Genomic DNA, 20,549 nt, shown 5'->3' with positions numbered 1-20,549 from the left:
TCGGTGCAACATGCCGTATCACGATGGGCATTCGAAGCCGGGCTTAGACGTGCCGATGCCCAAATCAATGTCGCCAGTCCTCATGCATCTCCAGGGACGGTGTCCGAATCGACTACGTAGCCGCAAGAATATGGTTCTTACGAGCTACTGAGCAGGGCCATGCCGTCGCCCGGTACTACTTAGGCCCACATGGCGCGTTGCCGCTCGCCTACTGGCACCGCTCTGGCATCATCAAATCGCAGCCTCGGGCTCCACGTCCGGAATCGCACAAATCCATGAGTCAGAAGCCGTGCCGAGGCGCGGCGCTGCCAAGTTCGGTGGATTGCCACCGACACCCGGCATGAAGCCATGCTTGGAATACATCGACCTCTTTATCAAATAATAGTCATTGACTATGCAATAGATGTGAAATATATTAAACGAATAGATAGTAAGTATCGTATATTCATATCGCAATGTAGGGCATGAGGTAATCTCGAGAATGGATATGGCAAATACAGTGGTCTGGTTCACGTACTGGTCGGGGCTTGCACGCGTCGTCTGTGGCGTCGTCAAGTTCAAGAGGCACGTGGCTGCACCTTTCTCGCCAGGCATTCTATGAATGGATATTTTGTAGCTGCGGGGGCAACGATCGGCCTGCTCGCCGTCGCATTTCTTACATGGTTGGGCCAGACTTGATTGTTTTGCCCCGCCCCGACATTCCACTCTTCTTCAAATTTCGATCATGCGTACTTCCAAAGCCCAACAAGCCAAAAACCATCGGCTGATCATTCAGACCGCAGTGGACCTGATGACCCAGCATGGGTTTGAGGGCACCACGATGAAGCAGATCGCACGTGCCGCCGACGTGGGTGATGCCACCATCTACAAATACTTCCCTACGAAGGAGAAACTGGTAACCGCCTACTTTCAGCAAGCAATTGCAGACGCAGTGGCGCAGGCCGACAAGACGCAGGGACAGAACGAATTTTCGCTGCAGGAGCGCCTGCAACTGGTGATCGAGAGTCTGCTGGAAGGTTTGCTGGCCGACCGCGAATTTGTGGGTCTGGCGCGCGGCATGGTGGAGCGTGCGCCCACGCTGCTGTTGGGCGAGCAACTACCCGGCAAGCCTTTGCTCCAGCAAACCTTCCTCCAGATGCTGGAGCAGGCCGAGACGACCGGTGAAATCGTGCCTTGCGGCTTCAAGCCCAGCCTGGCCGGACTGTTGGCCGACTATGTGTACGGCGTCATTGCGTACTGGCTGCGCGACACCTCCGAGCAATTTTCCAACACCACGCAAATGGTCGATTTAAGTTTGGGCGTGCTGATGTTAGCCTTGCGCAGCGGCCTGGTGGACAAGCTGCTGGAGCTGGGCGGTTTCATGGTGCGCAGCCAGCTGGCGCGCCTGATGCAAGACGGCAATGGCTTGCTGGACCTGCTGCAATTGGCCCGCCGCGGCCTGGGCGGGGCACGCTCATGAAGCCCACGACCAGGACGAACAACGTTGCGCAGTTGCCGCGTACCGGACGTCTTTCGCGTGGCGCGATTGTCGGCATGGCAGTGGCGCGGGCCGGGCTGACCCACCTGGGCCATAAGGCCAAGTCGATGACGCGCGACGATGCGAAAACGGAGCAGGCCCGCGTGGCACATGAGGCGGAACTCGGGCGCATCCTGTTTGCCGCGTTGAACCAGCTCAAGGGCACGGCACTCAAAGCCTCGCAGCTGCTCAGCATGGAACTAGGCTTTCTACCCGAGGGCATGCGCCAGGAACTGGCCCGCGCCCACTACCAGGTTACGCCGCTGAACCGCGCGTTGGTGATCAAAGTGATGCGCCAGGAGTTTGGCCAGGATCCGCAAGCCCTGTTCCAGCAATTCGATCCGATCGCCTTTGCTGCCGCCAGTCTGGGTCAGGTCCACGCTGCCATCATGAGCGACGGTCTGGCAGTGGCCGTCAAACTACAATACCCCGGAATGGCGGACTCCATTGGCAGCGACATGCGTATGCTGCGCAGCCTGCTGCAAGCCTGGGGGGAACGCTCGGAGATGATGCCCAAAGCCGATATCATCGCGCGCATGATGGATGACATCGAACAGAAACTGGCCGAGGAGCTGGACTATTTGCACGAGGCACAGACCATGCAATGGTTTGCACAGCATCTCACGCTGCCGGGCCTGGTGATCCCCCAGCCGGTAATGGACCGCACCACACGCCGCGTGCTGACCATGCAACGCCTGCCGGGACTGCATCTCAACGAATGGTTGCTGACCGAACCTGATCAAGCCGCACGTGATCAGGCTGGTCAGTTGCTGTTTGACGCCTTCTTTCATTGCACCTTTGTGCTGCACCGCTTGCAAGCCGACCCGCATCCGGGCAACTATCTGTTCATGCCGGACGGCCGACTGGGCCTGCTGGACTTTGGCTGCACCCGCACGCTGGACGCTGACTTTTGCCAAGCGCTCAGCGCGCTTTGGTCAGCACAGTTGCGCGACCCGGCGGACCACAGTGCCATGCAGCAGGCCTATCGGGACTTGGGCCTGATTGGGCCGAATCTGAATGAGCAGGACTTTTGCCAGCAACTGCTGCCGGCAATGGCCGAGCGGCATGCCTGGCAGAAGTTGCCGTTTACCGTGGCGGTGTATGACTTTGCGCAACACCCGCCATACCCACGTCCATCAGCCGAGCATCAGCGCCAGGCACTTCAGCACCTGCAGTCCTTGCCGGAGGAACTGCCCTACGTAGACCGGGCCTATTTAGGTCTGATCCAGCTTCTCAAAACCCTCGGTGCACGTGTACGTACCGCCAACGCCTGGATTCGTTAAATGCATACCACGTTTCCGCCTCCGCGATGCGCGGTCTTCATCATGCCTGGCAGCAGCCGTGCCGCGCTTGCGCAGTATTGCCACCACAGTTCAATCACCCGCCTTGAAACCACCAAGCCTATCGGCAACGCTCTCGAAAAGGAAAAACATGTCCAAGTCTGCGTATAGCGCCAAAGTATTCGCCATCTACTTGTTCGTCGTTGGGCCAGTGTTAGTCGTCGCGCCGAACTTCTTGCTGTCGATCTTACAAATGCCGCCAACCTCCGAGGTCTGGATTCATTTGCTTGGCGTTATTGTATGCATGATTGGCGTCTATGCGTGGGTCGCAGCCAAGCACGAAAACAAGCCGTTTCTGGTAGCGTCGGTATACACGCGCCTCTTCGTGTTCGCGGCCTTCACGACCTTCGCTGCCATAGGCCTTGCCAGCCCAATGATCGTTTTTTTCGGCGTCGCAGATCTGCTTGGAGGAATGTGGACCTACTTCGCACTGAAAGCCGACGCGCAGTCGGCAAGAACTGTCCTGGCGGGCCAGCACTGAGCCCCCTCCAATCAGGAAAAGAAGTTCCTCCCAAACAGATATTTGACGGACTTAGTCACAACTGCGGACGCAAAAAAAAGTGGTGCTCGTCCGTGGTCTCATTTTGAATCAACGCAAACGGCGGAGCGCAACATGAAGAAAATAGTCATCGTGATTTTTGATCATTTCACCGATTTGGATTTATTCCTGATGTGGGACATCCTTGGGAGGAATAAGACGGATTGGCAAGTGAAGATATTGGGAACAAAGGAAGCGCATCAATCCGCAAACGGTCTGGTTATCAAGACCCACGGGTGCATCAGCGAAGCGAATGACGCAGACCTTGTCTTGTTTTCCAGCGGTAAAGTTGGCGTGAAAGGCGCCATCGCCGACCAGGATTTCATGCGTGCATTTTCCCTGAATCCAGATACGCAGCTCATCGGATCGATCTGTGCCGGCTCCTTCATTCTTGCCAAGTTGGGTCTGCTGGCAAAGGGGCCAGCCACGACTCATCCCGATGCCAAAGAGGAACTGCAAGCCCTGGGAATTGAGGTTCTCGATTTGCCCCTGGTATGCGAAGGGAATGTGGCGACCGCAGGCGGCTGTTTGTCTGCCGTGTATCTGATCGCTTGGGCCGTTGAGGCCTTGTTCGGCCGGGACAAACGTAAAGAAACACTCAGAGAACTTATTCCGGCCGGCCAAAGCGCAATCTATGAACGACTAATTGATACGAGTATTCGAGACGCCATTGCCCCGAAAGCAGGCGTTGGCGCAATATTAGACGGAGCATTCCGGCCCATGTGACCACTATGCAAGCACTCCGTTCGCCAGTGCACGTTTGCAAACTTGGAATGCGCGCCAATCAAAACAACCGCAGTCCGACCGTCACTCACTTTACAGAGAGCGTTTTATTCATGACAAACGAAGCAAACAAAGTCTTCCTCATTGCCGCACCGACAGCAGCCATGTCGGCGTCCGGATTGACGCGCATTGATTTCTCCGACGGCTATTCCGGTCAGGGGGATAGAACCTACGTGGACGCCGAACAAGCGGGGCGCGCCGTGTTCGCTGAACCGCATCGCATGCTCGCCTGGCTCATTATTCTGCGCAATGGAATCGTCGCACCGCTGGGACTAAAGAAAAGTATTAGCTTTAGCGATCGCGGGCTGGGCAAGATTGGCATGTTTCCGATTATTTCAAGTACGGGCACTGAAGTCGTCGTCGGTGGTGACGACAAGCATCTGGATTTTCGGATCTGGATAAGCATTCAACCGAGTCTGAAGGGATCGGAAGTGACGATTTCAACCTTGGTTAAAATAAACAATCTCTTTGGAAGAGTTTATTTGTTTATCATCATGCCGTTTCATAAGTTCCTGACTCGCTCGCTGTTGGCGCGCGCGGTCAACCGGCGCGACAAGGTGCACCGTAAGCCAGAAAGGTGACCTCATTGTTGCCGCTAAGCGAATATTGACCATCTAAAGGCAGCGCAGAAGTTTACAGCGTCCGGTTTGCGGGATAGCCTCCGCAAGCCGGGTGACAAACCCACACATCGGTGAGCGACTGGAAGAATTCGATCCACGCGAAAACTACGGCCGCCATGCTGGCCCGACGTCATCCCTCGACCAGCACCCTGCGCAAAACATCCCCATGTGCCGGCAGATGTTTTACACTGCGGCAGTGCCAAGCAATGTTTGCGCGGCAATATCATCACCTCAGACAACGCCACCATGCTGCAAGATACCCTGCTGTTCGCTGCGCCCGGCAATTTGCCCGTCGCCCTCGTCGCCGCCCTGTTCGGCCTGATCGTCGGCAGTTTTCTGAATGTGGTGATCCACCGCGTACCGAAAATGATGGAGCGCGACTCCGCTAATTACGTGGCGGAGGAAAGCGGCTTGCCCCTGCCGCACACGGACCGCTACAACCTGATGCTGCCGCACTCGAACTGCACCGCCTGCGGCCACCGCATCACGGCCATGGAAAACATCCCCGTCCTCAGCTACCTGCTGCTGCGCGGCAAATGCAGCGCCTGCAAGGCCCCCATCTCCGTGCGCTATCCGCTGGTGGAACTGCTGACGGGCGCGCTGTCGGCCCTGCTGATCTGGCATTTCGGCAGCGGCTGGACGGGCCTGGCAACGCTCGTGTTTGCCTGGCTGCTGATCGCCATGACCTTCATCGACGCCGACACGCAAATGCTGCCCGACGACCTGACCTTCCCCCTGCTGTGGGCCGGCTTGCTGGTCAATATCAACGGCACTTTCGTGCCGCTGCAGGACGCCGTCATCGGCGCGGCCGCCGGCTACCTGGCCCTGTGGGCCGTGTACTGGGCCTTCAAGCTGGCGACAGGCAAGGAGGGAATGGGCTATGGTGACTTCAAATTGCTGGCGGCGCTCGGTGCGTGGCTGGGCTGGACCATGTTGCCGACGATCATATTGTTGTCGTCGGTGGTCGGCGCCGTGGTCGGCATCGGCCTGATCGTGTTTGCCAAGCGGGGACGCGACAAACCGATTCCCTTCGGCCCCTACCTGGCGGCGGCAGGCCTGATCGCGCTGCTGTACGGCACGCCCCTGTCGCGGCTCACGCTGGGCCTGACCGGCTGACCGGCCCCTTATGGATACACACATGCAATTACAAAACGCCCCCTATTTCAGCGTCGGACTCACCGGCGGCATCGGTTGCGGCAAGAGCACGGTGGCCGACCTGTTCGCCGCGCGCGGCGCCTCCATCGTCGACACCGACCAGATCGCGCACAGCCTGACGGCGCCCAATGGCGCGGCCATGCCAGCCCTGGTGGCGGAATTTGGCCCCGGCTACGCCGATGCACGCGGTGCCCTCGACCGTACAAAAATGCGAAACCTCGTGTTTTCCGACGCCGCCGCCAAGGCGAAACTGGAAGCCATCCTGCACCCGCGCATCCGCCAGGCGACCCTGGAGGCGGCCGCCGCAGCAACGGGCAGCTATGTGATCTTTGCCGTGCCCCTGCTGGTCGAGTCCGGCGGCTGGGTGGAGCGGGTCAACCGCGTACTGGTCATCGATTGCCTGGAAAGCCTGCAAGTGTCGCGCGTGATGGCGCGCAATGGCTTGTCGGAAGAACAAGTCCAAGCCATCATGGCCACGCAGGCCACGCGCGCCATGCGCCTGGCGGCGGCGGACGATGTGATCGACAATAATGGCGATTTGGCGGCCCTGGCGCCGCAGATTGCCCAGTTGCACGATTTATATCTGGCATTTTCAAAAAGAATGGCTGGAATCGGGCCGCAACGTTTGTAATTTGTCGACGCTTGGTTCAAAATCACGGGATTGTTTGCAGGTCCTTACTTAAGGGAATTATTTTGATTGTCTACGAATACCCTTTCAACGAACGCATACGTACCTTGTTGCGGCTGGAAGACCTGTACGACAAATTCAAGTTCTTCATCCAGCAAGAGCATGCAATGCAGCACCATGTTGCTTTGGCAACTATTTTCGATATGCTTGAAGTGGCCGGCCGCGCCGACCTGAAATCGGACCTGCTGCAGGAACTCGAGCGCCAGCGCCAGAGCCTGCTGGGCTACCGCAGCAATCCGAATGTGGAACCGGAAACCCTGGATGCCATCCTCGGCGAACTCGACAGTGTCAGCGGCGCCCTCGTGGCGGCGCAAGGCAAGACGGGCCAGAATATCCGCGACAATGAATGGCTGATGAGCATCCGCGGCCGCACCATCATCCCGGGCGGCGCCTGCGAATTCGACTTGCCCTCGTACTTCGCCTGGCAAAAGCGCAGCTGCGAGCAGCGCCTGACCGATATCCACGCGTGGTTCGCCCCGCTGGCGCCGCTGTTCGACGCGCTGGCCCTGGTCTTGCGCCTGCTGCGCGATTCCGGCGGCCCAGTGAAACTGATCGCCAATGGCGGCAGCTACCAGCAAATGCTGCAAGGCAAGGTGTATCAGATGCTGCGCCTTAGCCTCGATGAAAACAGCGGCGCCATCCCGGAAATTTCCGCCAACAAATACATGCTGTGGGTACGCTTCACTACCCAGGGCGGCGACTTGAAACCCAAGCCGCTGGAGGAAGATGTACCATTCGAGCTCACGCTCTGTAATTTTTAACTGTTACTTATTTGCCCCATCATGACCGTCGTTAACTGCCCTACCTGTGCCGCCAAAGTCGAATGGACTGAGGCCAATAAATACCGCCCCTTCTGCTCGGAACGCTGCAAGCAGATCGACCTGGGCGCCTGGGCGGAAGAGAAATACACGATCCCCGCCGCCGACCCGTTCGAAGATCCCCTTGCAGACGAAGACAACAAGCCCCAGTAAGCTTCATTTGAATGGATTTTCCAGGCGCAGCCCCTGCGCCGCGAAACTGTCGAGCCTGCCGCTGACCACCGTCAAGCCATAGGCAATACCCATCGCCGCGATCTGTCCATCGACGCCATGCGCGTGACTACGGCCATGCAGACGCGCGCACACGAGCGCGCAATCGAGGTCGAATTCCAGCAGCCGCGGCGCATATTCCGCCAGCACGGCTTCCAGCCAGCCCTCCAGCGCCAGTGCTTCCAGCGCCGCTTCGCGCCGCCAGCTGCACTGTATGCCTGCGCGCAATTGCGCGATCACCTGCACCGGCACATAACGCATCTCGGGCGCTACCCGCTCGAAAAAATCGGCCACGCCCGCCGGCGCAGCACTGCCCTTGCGCGCGGCAACGATCACATCCGTATCGACCAGGTAGGCGGGCATAGGCATGGAGCATCAGGGGCGGCGCTCGAAATCCGCGTCCAGGCCCACGTCGGGCATGCCGCGCAAAATATCGTCGAGCGGGCGCTTCGGCAAGGGCCGCAAGGCGCTGCGCAGGATGTCGCGGTGCTCGTCTTCGATGCTGCGCCCATGCGCGCGGGCACGCTTGTGCAAGGCGGCGATCAGCAATTCATCGGTATCGGTAAAGGTCAGTGTCAGCGGCATGCGAGACTCCCCCGGTGCTTGATGAAAGCACTGTAGCGCAAAGCGCGCGCGATACAAGGAAAGTCACAGCAAAGCTTGCGCCAGCATGCAGCATGGTGCTGCCCGCCGGCACAAGTGGAGATCAGGCAGGTATCAGGGATTCCCGGCGTACCGCGTCGAGCCATTCCAGCAGGGGAATGGTGGCCGGCAGCAAGGGTTCCACGCCGACCGTGCCCTGCCAGGCGAACGCCTGCCCTTCCAGGCTTTGCGGCTCGCCGCGCCAGTTGCGGCTGATATAGAAATGCAGGCGCACATGGGCGTGCGGATACACATATTCGACGCCGCACCAGGCTTCGGCGCTGTCGATGTATAAACCCAGCTCCTCGACAAACTCGCGCTTCAAGGCGTCCAAAATGGCTTCGCCCGGTTCGACTTTACCGCCAGGAAATTCCCAATAACCATCATACGGCTTGCCGGCCGGACGCTGGCCCAGCAGCACGTCGCCATTCGGTTTCATCAGGATGCCAACGGCCACATCAACCGGTTTCACTTTCATCTCGCTCATTGCGGCAGCTTTCCCGCAGGTAGTTTCCCAGCATAATCGCGCGCGAATTGCCACGCCACCCGGCCCGAACGCGAACCGCGCTGCAAGGCCCAGCGCAGGGCGTCGCCGCGCGCTTGCGCGATCTGTTCCGGCGTGCAGCCGAACGAGGCGAGCCAGTGCGCCGCGATATCGAGATAATCGTCCTGCTTGAAAGGGTAGAACGACAGCCACAGGCCGAAGCGCTCGGACAGCGAGATTTTCTCTTCCACCGTCTCGCCCGGATGCAAATCGCCATCGTCGTCCGTCTTGTAGCTGCTGTTGTCCGACATGCGTTCGGGCATCAGGTGACGGCGGTTCGAGGTGGCGTAGATCAGCACATTGTCCGATTGCGCGGCGATGCTGCCGTCGAGCGCCACTTTCAGCGCCTTGTAGCCGCTTTCGCCCTCTTCGAACGACAGGTCGTCGCAAAAGATGATGAAGCGCTCGGGACGCGCCGCCACCAGGTCGACGATGTCGGGCAAGTCGGCCAGGTCCGCCTTGTCCACTTCGATCAGACGCAGGCCCTGGCCGGCGAACTGGTTCAGGCATGCCTTGATCAGCGACGACTTGCCCGTGCCGCGCGCGCCCGTCAGCAGCACGTTGTTGGCGGGACGGCTGGCAACGAACTGGCGCGTGTTCTGCTCGATCTGCGCTTTTTGCGTGCCGATGTTATGCAAGTCATCCAGGGCGATGGACGACACGTGCGCCACCGCCTGCAGATGGCTGGCGGCGCCCTGCCGCCGGCGCCAGCGGAAGGCAAAGCTGTTCCAGTCGGTCGCCGGCAAGGCCGGCGGCAAGATCGACTCCAGGCGCGCCAGCACCCGCTCGGCGCGGATCAGGAATTGATCGAGGGCGGTCATGAGCGGTAGTCGGCGTTGATCGACACGTAATCATGCGACAGATCGCACGTCCACAGGGTGGCCGTGGCATCGCCGCGCGCCAGTTTTACACGGATGGTGATTTCGCTTTGCTGCATCACGCGCTGGCCGTCCTGCTCCTGGTAATCGGGGTTGCGGCCGCCGTTCTTGGCCACCCACACGTCGTCCAGGTACAGGTTCAATTGACCCACGTCCAGGTCGTCCACGCCCGCGTAGCCGATGGCGGCCAGGATGCGGCCCAGGTTCGGGTCGGAGGCAAAGAACGCGGTCTTCACCAGCGGCGAATGGGCGATGGAATAGGCGATCTTGCGGCATTCTTCCACGTTGCGGCCGTCTTCCACGGTCACCGTCATGAACTTGGTGGCGCCTTCGCCGTCGCGCACGATGGCTTGCGCCAGGAAAGTCGACAGTTCGGTGACGGCGGCCGCCAGTTCCGCATAATGCGGCGAATCGATGGAATCGATGACCAGGCTGCCGGCGCCCGTGGCGACCAGCATGAACGAGTCATTCGTGGACGTATCGCCGTCGATGGTGATGCAGTTGAACGACTTGTCGGCCGCCTGTTTCACCAGCTGGTCCAGCACGGGCTGGGCCACGGTGGCGTCGAACGCGAGGAAGCCCAGCATGGTGGCCATGTTCGGCTTGATCATGCCGGCGCCCTTGCTGATGCCCGTCAGGGTCACCGTGTGGCCACCGATGGCGACCGTGCGCGAACCGGCTTTCGGCTGCGTGTCGGTGGTCATGATGGCTTCGGCGGCCGAGAACCAGTTATCCGAAGTCAGCGCGGCCACGGCTTGCGGCAAGCCGGCGACCAGGCGCTGCACGGGCAGCGGTTCGAGGATCACGCCGGTGGAAAACGGCAGGATTTGCTGCGGCGTGCAGCCCAGCAGCTCCGCCAGAGCGGCGCAGCTGGCCTGCGCGTCGGCCAGGCCCGATTCGCCCGTGCCCGCATTCGCGTTGCCCGTGTTGACCAGCAGCGCGCGGATCGGCGCGGCGCCGGCCGTCACGGCGGCCAGGTTGGCTTTCGAGATTTGCACGGGCGCGGCGCAGAAGCGGTTCAGGGTGAACACGCCGGCCACGGTGGCCGTCGGAGCCAGTTTCAATACCAGCAAATCCTTGCGGTTGGGTTTCTTGATGCCGGCTTCGGCAACACCGATTTCAATGCCGGCGACGGCTTTCAAGTCGGCGGCGACGGGCTTGGGAGAATTGACGGCCATATGAGTTCTTCTGCGAGGGAAAAGGGAAGCGCTATTGTAGCGCCTTCGCGGCGGCATTGACCATGCGGGCGCCCTTATACTCGACGAACATTCGCTCCTGCCCCGGCTCGCAAGCTTGCGATTTGTCATGATGGCAGAGACATGCGTGCCTAAGGTGAGAGTGCACGGTACTTCGCGTGCGACCTTCCAATGCGGCACCAACAGAAGAGAGAATGCCATGCTGAATCAACAGAAATGCGTTTGCCTGATCAAATCATATCGTGTGACAGCCGGGCCTTTGTCCCTGGCCCTATTGTGCAGTGTGCTGAGCGCATGCGCATCCCTGACGCCACCAGCATCGATCAGCACGATCGAGCCCGCCCCGGAAGCGCCTGCAACGGCTTCGCTGCCGCCTCCGCCTCCGCCTCCCCCGCCGCCACGGTCTGCTCCGGCCCCGCCGCCGGTATCGGGCGGACTGCCGGCAGAGGTAGCGGCGCAAGCGGGCAGCACGCTGGTCAGGGTTTATTACGCCACCGACCGGCAATTTCAAGCTGACAAGAAAAACTATAGCTGGCAACCAAACCGCAAAGCGCCTCATTTAAGTTACGGCAGCGTATTGGTCAGTGTTCCCGAGGATAGGAAAATCGGCACCGTAACAAAAACGCCGTGGTGGATTTTAGGTCAAGGCGGCGACGCCCGAAAATACATGCTCATCATGGACCTGGAGCGCTGGTCGGCCGCCAGGTTTTTTGCCACAGTCAAAACGCGGCTGGCAGCCTCTCTCCCCCCGGAGAGGCGGGCCGCCTTCATTTATATCCATGGATACTACAATGCGTTTGACGATGCCGCCTTGCGCACTGCGCAGATGGCTGTCGATCTTAATGTCAACGCCATGCCCGTGTTTTACAGCTGGCCATCGAAGGGAGAATTTACCGGCTATCGTTTTGATGACAACTCTGCTCAATGGACGCAGGCACATCTGCAAAACTTCCTCGCTGATTTCGCCGACCGCTCCGATGCCACCGATATTTACATCATTGCGCACAGCATGGGTAACCGCCCGACGACGATGGCCCTGGCCAACTTGCTGGAAAAACGCCCGGAACTGCTGCCGCGTTTCAAGCAAGTGGTGCTGGCGGCGCCGGACATCAACGCCGATGTATTCCGCGAGCAGATCGCACCTCGCCTTGCCAGTCTGGGCTTGCCAGTCACGCTGTATGCATCGAAGAATGACATGGCTATGCGTTTGTCCTACAGGTATTCCGGTTGGGACAAAATTGGCGACATCCGCGGCCCCATCGTCAACATTCCCGGCCTTGATTTTATCGATGCCTCGAACGTGACAATGAACTTTATCGGCCACGACTATCTTGTCAGCAATCGTGTCGTACTGACCGATGTTGCCACCATGATCAAGGCGGGTCTGCGGGCAAAAGATCGTGGCGGGTTGCGGGGCAGGCCATTACCCGTGCCGCGGTATTGGGAATTTCCTTGAGCTGGCATTGACTGCGACAGAAAAGCAAGCATAAAAAAACGGAGACCGCAGTCTCCGTTTTTTGTTCACGCTGACAAACCGCGCTTAAGCCAGCTTGCCGTGGCAAGCCTTGTACTTCTTGCCGCTGCCGCAAGGGCATGGATCGTTGCGGCCGACCTTGACGCCCATGCTCACGCTCATGTCGTCGACATACTGGTCGTTGCTGTCGCCAGCCGTCGGCGCCAGCAGTTCTTCCGGCGCAGCGTTCGGGTCGAATTCGGCGTGCTGGTAGTGCACGTTTTCCACGTGCGACTGCTGCATCGCCTGTTCGGCCGCATCGACTTCTTCGCGCGACTGGATACGCACCGTCATCACGTGTTTCGTGACGTCGTTCTTGATCATGTCGAGCATCTGGCCAAACAGTTCAAACGCTTCGCGCTTGTATTCCTGTTTCGGGTTCTTCTGCGCATAACCGCGCAGGTGAATACCCTGGCGCAGGTGATCGAGCGCCGCCAGGTGTTCGCGCCAGTGGCTGTCCACGCTTTGCAGCATGACATTGCGCTCGAAGCCGCCAAACGATTCCTTGCCGACGATATCGATCTTCGACTGGTACACGGCATCGGCCGCGGCCAGCACTTTTTCCAGGATCTCTTCGTCCGTCAGGGTCGAATCGGCTTCCAGCATTTGCTGCAGCGGCAGGTCGAGCTGCCATTCGCTGGCCAGGGTGTTTTCCAGGCCCTTGATATCCCACTGCTCTTCCACCGATTCGCGCGGCACGTATTCGTGCACCAGGTCCGTGAACACGCCATGGCGCAGCGAGCCGATCATCTCGGAAATATCGGTCGTTTCCAGCAGCTCGTTACGCTGCTGGTAGATGACCTTGCGCTGGTCGTTGGCGACGTCATCGTATTCCAGCAATTGCTTGCGGATGTCGAAGTTGCGCGCTTCGACCTTGCGCTGGGCCGACTCGATCGAACGCGAGACGATGCCTGCCTCGATCGGTTCGCCTTCCGGCATTTTCAAACGGTCCATCACGGCGCGCACGCGGTCGCCGGCGAAGATGCGCAGCAGCGCGTCGTCGAGCGACAGGTAGAAGCGCGAGGAACCCGGATCGCCCTGGCGGCCGGCACGGCCACGCAACTGATTGTCGACGCGGCGCGATTCGTGGCGTTCGGTGCCAATGATGTGCAAGCCGCCCGCATTGACCACGTGGTCGTGCAGCGACTGCCACTCATCGCGCAAGGTCTGCGACTGGGCTGCCTTGTCGGCGTCGCTCAGCTCAGCATTGGCTTCGATGAACTTGATCTGGTTTTCGACGTTACCGCCCAACACGATGTCCGTACCGCGGCCTGCCATGTTGGTGGCGATGGTGATGGCTTTCGGACGGCCTGCCTGGGCGATGATTTCCGCTTCGCGCGCATGCTGCTTCGCGTTCAGCACGTTGTGCGGCAAGCCGGCCTTGGTCAGGATGCCCGACAGCAGTTCCGAGTTCTCGATCGAGGTCGTACCCACCAGCACGGGCTGGCCGCGCTCGTAGCAGTCGCGGATGTCGTTCAACATCGCGTTGTATTTTTCCGCCGACGATTTGTAGACCTGATCCTGGCGGTCCTTGCGCTGCAGCGGACGGTTTTGCGGAATCACGACCGTTTCCAGGCCGTAGATTTCCTGGAATTCGTACGCTTCGGTATCGGCGGTACCGGTCATGCCGGCCAGCTTGGCGTACATGCGGAAGTAGTTCTGGAAGGTGATCGAGGCCAGGGTCTGGTTCTCGTTCTGGATCTTGACGCCTTCCTTCGCTTCGACGGCCTGGTGCAAGCCGTCGGACCAGCGGCGGCCCGTCATCAGACGGCCCGTGAATTCATCGACGATCACCACTTCATTGTTCTGCACCACATAGTGCTGATCCTTGAAGTACAGCGCATGCGCGCGCAGGGCCGCATACAGGTGGTGCACGAGGGTGATGTTGGCCGAATCGTACAGCGACGCGCCTTCCGGCAGCAGGCCCATCTCCATCAGGATGCCTTCGGCCTTTTCGTGGCCGGCTTCCGTCAGCAGCACCTGGTGCGCTTTTTCATCCTTGGTGTAGTCGCCCGGCACTTCAACCTTGCCCTTGCCGTCCGGCGTTTCTTCGCCGATCTGCAGGGTCAGGCGCGCAGGCAGTTCATTGATCTTGTGATACAGGTCCGTGTGGTTCTCGGCCTGGCCCGAAATGATCAGCGGCGTACGCGCTTCATCGATCAGGATCGAGTCGACTTCATCGACGATGCCGAAGTTCAGGCTGCGCTGCACGCGCTCGCGCGCTTCGTAGACCATATTGTCGCGCAAGAAGTCGAAACCGAATTCATTGTTCGTGCCGTACGTGATGTCGGAGTTGTACGCCTGCTGCTTGGCGCTGTGCTCCATCTGCGACATGTTCACGCCCGTCGACAGGCCCAGCCATGCATACAGGCGGCCCATGGTCTCGGCATCGCGCTGCGCCAGGTAGTCATTGACGGTGACGATATGCACGCCCTTGCCCGACAAGGCGTTCAGGTAGGCTGGCAAGGTTGCCATCAGGGTCTTGCCCTCGCCCGTGCCCATCTCCGCGATCTTACCGAAATGCAAGACCATGCCGCCGATCATCTGCACATCGAAATGGCGCATGCGCAGGACGCGCTTGCTGGCCTCGCGGCAAACGGCAAACGCTTCCGGCAACAAGGCATCGAGCGATTCGCCAGCGGCGATGCGTTCCTTGAAGGCAGGCGTTTTCGCTTGCAGCTCGGCATCCGACAGCTTTTCGATGGCCGGCTCGAGCGCATTGATCTCGCGTACCGTTTTTTGGTATTGCTTGAGCAGCCGCTGGTTGCGGCTACCGAAAATCTGGGTCAGTAATGACATGCTTGAATTCTTGAAAAAACGCCGTTAAAAAAAGCTCGGTAGGGAACAACGAGGTAGTAATCGCGTCACCGCACGGAGTTCGACTATGGCAAAAGACGATGATTTTATCATGCGTTCCCGCCAAGGTTGGGGTAATGCACCATATAACAATAGCTTAATGACAAACAAATGGCAGAAATTGCGGACATTTCCCATACTGTAAGGCAATACGACCTGCCCGCCTGCGCCGCACCCGCCGCCGCACTCGTCATGCGCGGGCGAGTGTGCTATGTTTCGGCCATGCGAACTCCCACTTATTCTCCGGCGCCGCGCCGCGGCTACGGCTTTGCCCGTTCCGGCCCGGCCGCGACGGGGGCAACTGATTTTCTGCGCGGCAACGCGACGATGGCTTCCCTGATGCCCACCGTCACGCGCCTGGCCGCCCTGCAGAAAGATTGCGCCAAGGCCTTGCCGGCGATGTTCGAGCATTGCGACATCCTGCAATTCGAAGGCGGGCAGCTGGTGCTGGCCACGCCGAACGCGGCGCTGGCGGCCAAGCTCAAGCAGCAATTGCCGAAACTGCAAGGGGAACTGGAAAGAAAGGGCTGGCAGATTGCAGGCATCAAGCTGAAAGTGCAAGTCATCAAGAGCATCGCGCCCATCGTGCATACGCGGGCGCTGGTCTTGCCGGAAAAGGCCATGTCGGCCCTGGAAGAGCTGAGCACGGCATTGCCGCCATCGAAGCAGAACGAGCAGTTGATCGCGGCGCTGCGCAATATGGTGCGCCACCACCGCGAACCTAAAGATTAGCAACGCCAGGCGGCAGCACGTAGGTCGGATTAGGCCCTTCGGGCCGTAATCCGACAACATTGTTGGCGCCTGCGGGGTTGTCGGATTACGGCCTGCGGCCTAATCCGACCTACGTCAACGACCACTCGCGCTCCATCTGGCGCAGGTAGGATTGCGGCGCCGCCTCATTGGTATCGAACGAGACGATTTCATACGATTCCGGCTGCTCCAGCAGCGCCAGCAGCAGCTGGTTGTTCAGCGCGTGGCCGGACTTGTGCGCCGTGTAATACGCGAGCAACGGGTGGCCCACGAGGTACAGGTCGCCGATGGCGTCGAGGATTTTATGACGCACGAACTCGTCTTCATAGCGCAAGCCATCGGCGTTGAGGATGCGGTACTCGTCCATCACGATGGCGTTTTCCAGCGAACCGCCACGGGCCAGGCCCATGCCGCGCAAGCTTTCCACGTCCTGCATGAAACCGAAGGTACGCGCGCGCGCCACGTCGTGCACGTAGGACACGTCGCCGAAATCGACGGAAGCGCGCTGCATCGTGCCATCGACGGCAGGATGGTTGAATTCGATGAAGAAATCGAGCTTGAAGCCGTCGTACGGCGACAGGCGCGCCCATTTTTCCGCGTCGCCCTTGCCTTGACGCACTTCCACGGGCTTGATGACCTTGATGAATTTCTTCGGCGCCTGCTGCTCTTCCACCCCGGCTTGCTGCAGCAGGTAGACGAAGGACGAGGCGGAACCGTCCATGATGGGAATTTCTTCCGCATTCACGTCGATCACCATATTGTCGATGCCCAGGCCGGCTGCGGCCGACATCAGGTGTTCCACCGTGGAAACCCTGGCGCCGTCCTTGATCAGTACGGACGCCATGCGCGTATCGCCTACGGCCATGGCGCTGGCGGGAAACTCGACGATGGGATCGAGGTCGATGCGGCGAAACACGATGCCCGTGTCGATCGCGGCGGGACGCAGAATCAGCTCAACCTTGGTGCCGGAGTGCAAACCGACACCGATGGTGCGGACCTGTTGTTTGATGGTGCGTTGTTTTAACATCTGTCGATTATATCTATTTGCCGGATTTTCGTTGCGGTGCGGCATGGCCTACGCCAGAAATACCACAACCGTTCCTCACGGATGTTCGCTTTCCGCATGCACGGCTTCGCGCCGCACCAGGTAAATGCCGCTGCCGATGATGATGGCCGCGCCGATCAAGGTGTATTCGTCGGGCAAGGCGCGCCACAGCATCCAGTCCAGGGCCATGCCCCAGGCCAGGGCCGAGTATTCGAACGGCGCCACGCTCGATGCCTTGCCAAAACGAAATGCCTCCGTGATGGCCAGCTGCCCCAGGAAGCCGCTCAGCGACAAGCCGGCCAGCAGCCACCAGTCTTCGCGGCGGATGCTCACCCATTCGTGCGCCGACAAGGCCACGCCGCCGGCGGCCATCATCACCATCAGCCAGAAGACCATGCTTTCGCTGGCATCCGTGCGGCTCAGGATGCGGCCCGTGACGGCGGAAATGGCGTAACAGGCAGCCGAGCCCAGCACGGCCAGCCCGGCCAGCGAAAAGAATCCCGAACCGTCGGGACGCAGCGCCACCAGCACGCCCAGCAGACCCACGGCGATGGCACACCAGCGCGCGACGTCGACTTTTTCCTTCAAGATAAAAACCGACAGCACCGTGATCAGCAAGGGCGCAACAAAAAACAGCGCATACGTCTCGGCCAGCGACATGCGCTTCAAGCCATACGCGAACAGGGTAATCATCAGCACGCCCAGCGCGCCGCGCAGCAAGTGCAGCGGCCAGCGCACCTGCAGCACATTCTTGAACGCGCCCCGGTACAGCAGGTACAGGCAAACGAGCGGCAATGACGACAGGGCGCGCAAGGCCGTCACCTGCATGGGCGGATAGTGGGCGGACAACAGCTTCATGGCCGTGTCCATCAGGGAAAACATGGCGACGGCGACCAGCATCACATAGATGCTGCGCAGGTTAGGATTGCGGGGTATCAGGACAGACTCCTGGCGAAAGAGCGGGACCGTCATCATGGCGACGGCCGGAGCCAGGACAGCATGGCAAGGCCAAACCATCAAGCCGATTATAGCAAGCGCGGCCGCTTTACATTTTCAAAGGAGCAACTACACAGGCAACAGCATCACCAGTTTCAATTCATGCTGGCGCGCCAGGTGCAAGGTGACCTGATTGAACTCCAGCAGCCCCTGTTGCGCATGCTGGAAGCGGCGCAAGCCGCCATCGCGGCCCTGCACCTGCTGCGCGCTCCACCACTGGCAAAATTCAGGGCTGGCGTCGGCCAGCTCCGCGATCAGGCCGGCCAGCGGCGCCTGGTCCGCCTGGCGGCCGATATCGGCACGAAACTCCGCCACCAGCCGCCGCGCCCGCTCGGGCCAGCCGACGATCAGGTCGCGCGCGCCAGGTTCCAGGAACATGAAGCGCAGCTGGTTCGGCGCGTCCCCGTCGCCATGCAGCCAGCCCGTGAACAAGGCGGACGCCGCTCCGTTCCACGCCACGGCGCTCCATTCGCGGTCGAGGATGTAGGCGGGCGCGTCGATGGCGGCGACGATGGCCGCCAGCTCGGCGCTGGCAGGCCCGCCGCCCTCGCCTGTGCCATGGCTGGGGTCATGCTTGTCGGCCACCTCGAACAGATAGGCGCGCTCGGCCTGGCTCAGCCGCAGCACCTGCGCCAGGCGAGAAAGCATCTTGGCCGACGCCGACACGGGCCGCCCCTGCTCCAGCCACGTCAGCCAGGTGGGACTGACGTCGCACAGCTGCGCCAGCTCTTCGCGCCGCAGGCCCGGCGTGCGCCGACGCCCGCCACCGGGCAAGCCAGCCATGGCGGGGGTGACGGCTTCGCGCCGGGCGCGGATGAATTCAGCGAGCTTGTTCGACATGGCACAGATGCATGGTAGTGGATATACCAGTATAAGTTATGGTCTTGTTACAGGATAATTTTATCCCTATTCTGCAGGAACTCAGCCATCAACAGGAGAAAACCATGCAGCAGCACGATGTCGTTACCGAACAGTTTGGCAAGACAGCCCATGCCTACCTGAGCAGCGCGATCCATGCGCAAGGCGCCGACCTGGTGCTGATGCAGGAATGCGCGCGCCGCCATGGCCGGCCGGCCGTGCTGGACCTGGGCTGCGGCGCCGGCCACGCCAGCTTTGCCGTCGCCCCCGTGGCGGCATCCGTCGTCGCCTACGACCTGGCGCAACCCATGCTCGACGTGGTGGAGCACGCCAGAACGCAGCGGGGCTTGCACAATATCCGCACGCAACAGGGCGACGTGGCGCGTCTGCCGTTTGCCGATGCCAGCTTCGACATGGTGGTCACGCGCTTTTCCGCGCACCACTGGAACGACGTGGCGGGCGCCCTGGCCGAAGCGTGGCGCGTGCTGCGCCCGAACGGCACGTTATTGGTGGTCGATATCGTGGCGCCCAAGACGGCCCTGTACGACAGCACCTTGCAGGCGGTGGAAATGCTGCGCGACGCCTCGCACGTGCGCGACTACCGCACGTGCGAATGGGGCGCCAAGTTCGACAACGCGGGCTTTACGCACAGCTTGCGCAGCGTATGGAAACTGACGATGCAGTTCGACGAGTGGGTGGCGCGCATGCGCACGCCGGACGAGCGCGTGGCGGCCATCCGCAACCTGTTCGATGGCGCGCCAGAGGAAGCGCGCCGGTATTTCGCGCTGCAGGACGACTATTCGTTCAGCATCGATGCGGCCATGTTCGAAGCGACCAAGCCATCGGTACAGTAAACGTAAAAACGGCGCCGATGGGGCCGTTTTTTATTGCGTAGGTTGGATTAGCGCGCAGCGCGTAATCCAACAATGCCAGAGCAAACGTGATGCCAATTCCGCTCGTCGGCTTACGCTGCGCTAAGCCGACCTACGCCGACCTGCGATCTGCTTAGGCCAGCTGGCCCAGCAAGGTCTCGGCATTCGACACTTCAAACTTGCCGCCCTGCTCGACGTTCAATTGCGTCACGACGCCATTGTCGACCAGCATCGAGTAGCGCTGCGAGCGCGTGCCCATGCCGTGCTTGGAGAAATCGGCGTCCAGGCCCAGTGCCTTGCTGTAGGCGGCATTGCCGTCAGCCATCATGCGTACGACGCCGGTGGCTTTCTGGTCGCGGCCCCAGGCGCCCATCACGAACGCGTCGTTGACGGAGATGCACCAGATTTCATCGACGCCCTTGGCTTTCAGGTCGGCAGCGTGCTTGACGTAGCCTGGCACGTGCTGTGCGGAGCAGGTCGGGGTGTAGGCGCCTGGCAGGCCGAAAATGGCGATCTTCTTGCCCTTGACCAGGTCTTGCACGTTGAACGTGTTCGGGCCCAGTGCGCAACCCTCGGTTTCGCTTTCGATGAATTCGGCCAGGGTGCCTTCTGGCAGGGTGTCGCCGATCTTGATGGTCATGTTGACTCCTTGTGTACTGTCGGTTAAGGACGCCGCCCGCTCCATGGAGCGGACGGCGCCCGTGATCTGGTTCTGCCGGCATGATGCCGGC

22 protein-coding genes are annotated in these 20,549 nt (G+C 60.4%); 12 read left to right on the top strand and 10 right to left on the bottom strand.

Features of this window, described 5'->3' with window-relative positions; translation table 11 throughout:
• Nucleotides 1-724: 724 nt before the first annotated feature.
• The 9 genes from AC3RCG_RS05765 (at nt 725) to yacG (ending at nt 7,611) form a co-directional block, all read left to right on the top strand.
• Entirely contained in the window at nt 725-1,459 is a 735-nt protein-coding gene (locus AC3RCG_RS05765) for a TetR/AcrR family transcriptional regulator (protein ID WP_492403339.1), read from the top strand.
• Nucleotides 1,456-2,799, top strand: a complete 1,344-nt coding sequence (locus AC3RCG_RS05760; RefSeq protein ID WP_492403341.1) for an ABC1 kinase family protein — start codon at nt 1,456-1,458, stop codon at nt 2,797-2,799. The genes AC3RCG_RS05765 and AC3RCG_RS05760 overlap by 4 nt, the downstream gene beginning before the upstream one ends.
• Nucleotides 2,800-2,947: 148 nt before the next feature.
• Complete coding sequence (locus AC3RCG_RS05755; protein WP_492403343.1) at nt 2,948-3,337, top strand: hypothetical protein; 390 nt, start codon at nt 2,948-2,950, stop codon at nt 3,335-3,337.
• A 132-nt stretch (nt 3,338-3,469) separates the two neighbouring features.
• Nucleotides 3,470-4,120 carry a DJ-1/PfpI family protein gene (locus AC3RCG_RS05750; RefSeq protein WP_492403345.1) on the top strand — a complete coding sequence of 217 codons (651 nt, stop codon included), beginning with the start codon at nt 3,470-3,472 and terminating at the stop codon, nt 4,118-4,120.
• Nucleotides 4,121-4,167: 47 nt separating this feature from the next.
• A complete protein-coding gene (locus AC3RCG_RS05745) occupies nt 4,168-4,758 on the top strand; it encodes a DUF2867 domain-containing protein (protein WP_492403347.1) in 591 nt (196 codons plus the stop codon).
• Nucleotides 4,759-5,043: 285 nt separating this feature from the next.
• A complete protein-coding gene (locus tag AC3RCG_RS05740; protein ID WP_492403349.1) occupies nt 5,044-5,913 on the top strand; it encodes a prepilin peptidase in 870 nt (289 codons plus the stop codon).
• 22 nt (nt 5,914-5,935) lie between these two features.
• Complete coding sequence (gene coaE, locus AC3RCG_RS05735; protein WP_492403351.1) at nt 5,936-6,583, top strand: dephospho-CoA kinase; 648 nt, start codon at nt 5,936-5,938, stop codon at nt 6,581-6,583.
• A 62-nt stretch (nt 6,584-6,645) separates the two neighbouring features.
• Nucleotides 6,646-7,401 carry a cell division protein ZapD gene (zapD, locus tag AC3RCG_RS05730; protein ID WP_070219363.1) on the top strand — a complete coding sequence of 252 codons (756 nt, stop codon included), beginning with the start codon at nt 6,646-6,648 and terminating at the stop codon, nt 7,399-7,401.
• 18 nt (nt 7,402-7,419) lie between these two features.
• Complete coding sequence (gene yacG, locus AC3RCG_RS05725) at nt 7,420-7,611, top strand: DNA gyrase inhibitor YacG (RefSeq protein ID WP_034785391.1); 192 nt, start codon at nt 7,420-7,422, stop codon at nt 7,609-7,611.
• Nucleotides 7,612-7,614: 3 nt separating this feature from the next.
• On the opposite strand, the gene AC3RCG_RS05720 is transcribed toward yacG, so the two are convergent.
• The 5 genes from AC3RCG_RS05720 to argJ all read right to left on the bottom strand — a co-directional run bounded on the left by AC3RCG_RS05720 (nt 7,615) and on the right by argJ (nt 10,910).
• Nucleotides 7,615-8,037: a PIN domain-containing protein gene (locus AC3RCG_RS05720; protein ID WP_492403353.1), complete on the bottom strand. Its 423-nt coding sequence runs from the start codon at nt 8,035-8,037 to the stop codon at nt 7,615-7,617.
• A 6-nt stretch (nt 8,038-8,043) separates the two neighbouring features.
• Entirely contained in the window at nt 8,044-8,253 is a 210-nt protein-coding gene (locus tag AC3RCG_RS05715) for a FitA-like ribbon-helix-helix domain-containing protein (RefSeq protein WP_070219361.1), read from the bottom strand.
• A 121-nt stretch (nt 8,254-8,374) separates the two neighbouring features.
• Complete coding sequence (locus tag AC3RCG_RS05710) at nt 8,375-8,797, bottom strand: NUDIX domain-containing protein (protein ID WP_230506300.1); 423 nt, start codon at nt 8,795-8,797, stop codon at nt 8,375-8,377.
• Complete coding sequence (locus AC3RCG_RS05705; protein ID WP_121668507.1) at nt 8,794-9,675, bottom strand: ATP-binding protein; 882 nt, start codon at nt 9,673-9,675, stop codon at nt 8,794-8,796. Before AC3RCG_RS05705 ends, AC3RCG_RS05710 begins: the two co-directional genes overlap by 4 nt.
• Nucleotides 9,672-10,910: a bifunctional glutamate N-acetyltransferase/amino-acid acetyltransferase ArgJ gene (gene argJ / locus AC3RCG_RS05700; protein ID WP_492403356.1), complete on the bottom strand. Its 1,239-nt coding sequence runs from the start codon at nt 10,908-10,910 to the stop codon at nt 9,672-9,674. Before argJ ends, AC3RCG_RS05705 begins: the two co-directional genes overlap by 4 nt.
• A gap of 217 nt (nt 10,911-11,127) precedes the next feature.
• Between argJ and AC3RCG_RS05695 the strand changes: the two genes are divergently transcribed.
• Nucleotides 11,128-12,384 carry an alpha/beta hydrolase gene (locus tag AC3RCG_RS05695; protein ID WP_139143047.1) on the top strand — a complete coding sequence of 419 codons (1,257 nt, stop codon included), beginning with the start codon at nt 11,128-11,130 and terminating at the stop codon, nt 12,382-12,384.
• A gap of 84 nt (nt 12,385-12,468) precedes the next feature.
• On the opposite strand, the gene secA is transcribed toward AC3RCG_RS05695, so the two are convergent.
• Nucleotides 12,469-15,240, bottom strand: a complete 2,772-nt coding sequence (secA, locus tag AC3RCG_RS05690; protein WP_121668506.1) for a preprotein translocase subunit SecA — start codon at nt 15,238-15,240, stop codon at nt 12,469-12,471.
• Between the two features lie 279 nt (nt 15,241-15,519).
• Between secA and AC3RCG_RS05685 the strand changes: the two genes are divergently transcribed.
• Nucleotides 15,520-16,029, top strand: a complete 510-nt coding sequence (locus AC3RCG_RS05685; protein WP_492403359.1) for a DciA family protein — start codon at nt 15,520-15,522, stop codon at nt 16,027-16,029.
• 109 nt (nt 16,030-16,138) lie between these two features.
• Here the strand turns inward: AC3RCG_RS05685 and lpxC are convergent, their stop codons facing one another.
• The 3 genes from lpxC to AC3RCG_RS05670 all read right to left on the bottom strand — a co-directional run bounded on the left by lpxC (nt 16,139) and on the right by AC3RCG_RS05670 (nt 18,928).
• Nucleotides 16,139-17,074, bottom strand: a complete 936-nt coding sequence (lpxC, locus tag AC3RCG_RS05680) for a UDP-3-O-acyl-N-acetylglucosamine deacetylase (RefSeq protein WP_070222474.1) — start codon at nt 17,072-17,074, stop codon at nt 16,139-16,141.
• Between the two features lie 75 nt (nt 17,075-17,149).
• Entirely contained in the window at nt 17,150-17,992 is an 843-nt protein-coding gene (locus AC3RCG_RS05675) for a DMT family transporter (protein ID WP_070290265.1), read from the bottom strand.
• A 165-nt stretch (nt 17,993-18,157) separates the two neighbouring features.
• Nucleotides 18,158-18,928, bottom strand: a complete 771-nt coding sequence (locus AC3RCG_RS05670; RefSeq protein ID WP_492403361.1) for a helix-turn-helix transcriptional regulator — start codon at nt 18,926-18,928, stop codon at nt 18,158-18,160.
• A 104-nt stretch (nt 18,929-19,032) separates the two neighbouring features.
• Between AC3RCG_RS05670 and AC3RCG_RS05665 the strand changes: the two genes are divergently transcribed.
• The gene (locus AC3RCG_RS05665) at nt 19,033-19,800 is read left to right on the top strand and encodes a class I SAM-dependent methyltransferase (protein WP_492403363.1); all 768 of its coding nucleotides are present in this window, start codon (nt 19,033-19,035) and stop codon (nt 19,798-19,800) included.
• A 151-nt stretch (nt 19,801-19,951) separates the two neighbouring features.
• On the opposite strand, the gene AC3RCG_RS05660 is transcribed toward AC3RCG_RS05665, so the two are convergent.
• Nucleotides 19,952-20,458 (bottom strand): peroxiredoxin, encoded by a 507-nt coding sequence (locus tag AC3RCG_RS05660; protein WP_086139099.1) that lies wholly within the window; start codon nt 20,456-20,458, stop codon nt 19,952-19,954.
• Between the last annotated feature and the right edge of the window lie 91 nt (nt 20,459-20,549).

The organism is Janthinobacterium sp. GW823-FHT01H08 (assembly GCF_058797855.1).
Note: the sequence above shows the minus strand (reverse complement) of the source record. Positions and strands in the feature narration are given on the sequence as shown.